The 1348-nt window shown below is 41.8% G+C and carries 1 protein-coding gene; it reads left to right on the plus strand.

All coding sequences use genetic code 11. The features are described from left to right. The first annotated feature begins 525 nt into the window (after positions 1-525). Positions 526-1224 (plus strand): tRNA (guanosine(18)-2'-O)-methyltransferase TrmH, encoded by a 699-nt coding sequence (gene trmH, locus ACWXWT_RS20510; RefSeq protein ID WP_456043406.1) that lies wholly within the window; start codon positions 526-528, stop codon positions 1222-1224. Positions 1225-1348 lie beyond the last annotated feature (124 nt).

A 1348-nucleotide genomic window follows, 5' to 3' on the forward strand; every position in this document is an offset into this window, starting at 1 on the left:
CTCTCAGGTATTCCACTTCTGTGTTACATCGATTTAAAAGGCAACAACCATTTCTACATCAATGTGCCTTGAATTGAAAAACCTGAGAGACTCTGAACTGACCAGATATTTAATGAGATTAGTATTAGATGCACTCCCCCAAAAAACCCAGCATGCCCTTTCGTTAAGTTTGATCATACTGGTGACGAAATATCATATCTCATTCAAGTAAGCGATTCTAAAAGCAAGCTATCAAAAGCGATTATTTTATATTGACAAATTAGCATTATCATCAAGATTTTCAATCGACGTTACATTGTTTTTACTCCGCAAAAACCACAACAAAAATGTCTTTGCAAAGATTGTTATCTTCTAATCATTCTCTTGTCGGGATCAACAGCGTTTTAGGCTTAGTCATTTAACGTTATAATGTCGCGCGAAATATCATTTTGCTTTCAATGCTGATCACTTTTCTTAAGCGTATTGAGCGCTTTTGTTGAACGCAAACATTACAATAAATTGAATACAATTAAGTAGAACTCCTCCATGAGCCCAGAACGTTTTTCCCGTATAAATCAAATGCTTGATAACCGCCAAGTCGACTTAACGGTTTGCCTTGATAAAGTGCATATGACCAATAATATTGCTGCGGTTATTCGCTCGGCAGATTGCGTAGGTATCCACCAGATCCATGCGGTGTGGCCCGATATTGATATGCGGGTATCAGGTAATACGGCCTCAGGTAGTCAGCAATGGGTTAATACCGTTAAACATTACACCTTTGAAGAAGCTCACCAAGCCTTTAAACAACAAAAAATGCAGATATTAACCACGACTTTTTCAGACTCAGCAGTCGATTTTCGCGAGATTGATTACACTCAACCCACTGCCATTGTCATGGGCAACGAACGTGACGGTGTCAGCGCTGAAGCCATAGCGGCAGCAGACCAACATATCATTATTCCGATGTGTGGCATGGTGCAGTCGCTTAATGTATCTGTCGCATCGGCATTAGTGATGTATGAAGCTCAGCGTCAACGCGAAGCGGCCAATATGTACGGAACACGTAAACTAGATCACGCTTATTGCCAAACCATGCTATTTGAACAAGGACACCCCGTATACGCCAAAGCTTGCCGCCGTAAACAAATTCCCTACCCAGCAATAGATGATCAAGGGCAAATAGTTGCCGACAAACAATGGTGGGATCGAATGCGGGCACCAGATCCACAAGCGTCATTATAATACCAATCCTATTAAATATGTGATCTTTCAGCGGGAGTTCAACGTGCTGTAGGCAAGGCAGATGATTGAAGCGAATAGTGATCCTCGGTAACAAGCTCCTGCGTTACTCTACCTCCAGCATCTG

This window comes from Shewanella sp. A22 (assembly GCF_053850585.1).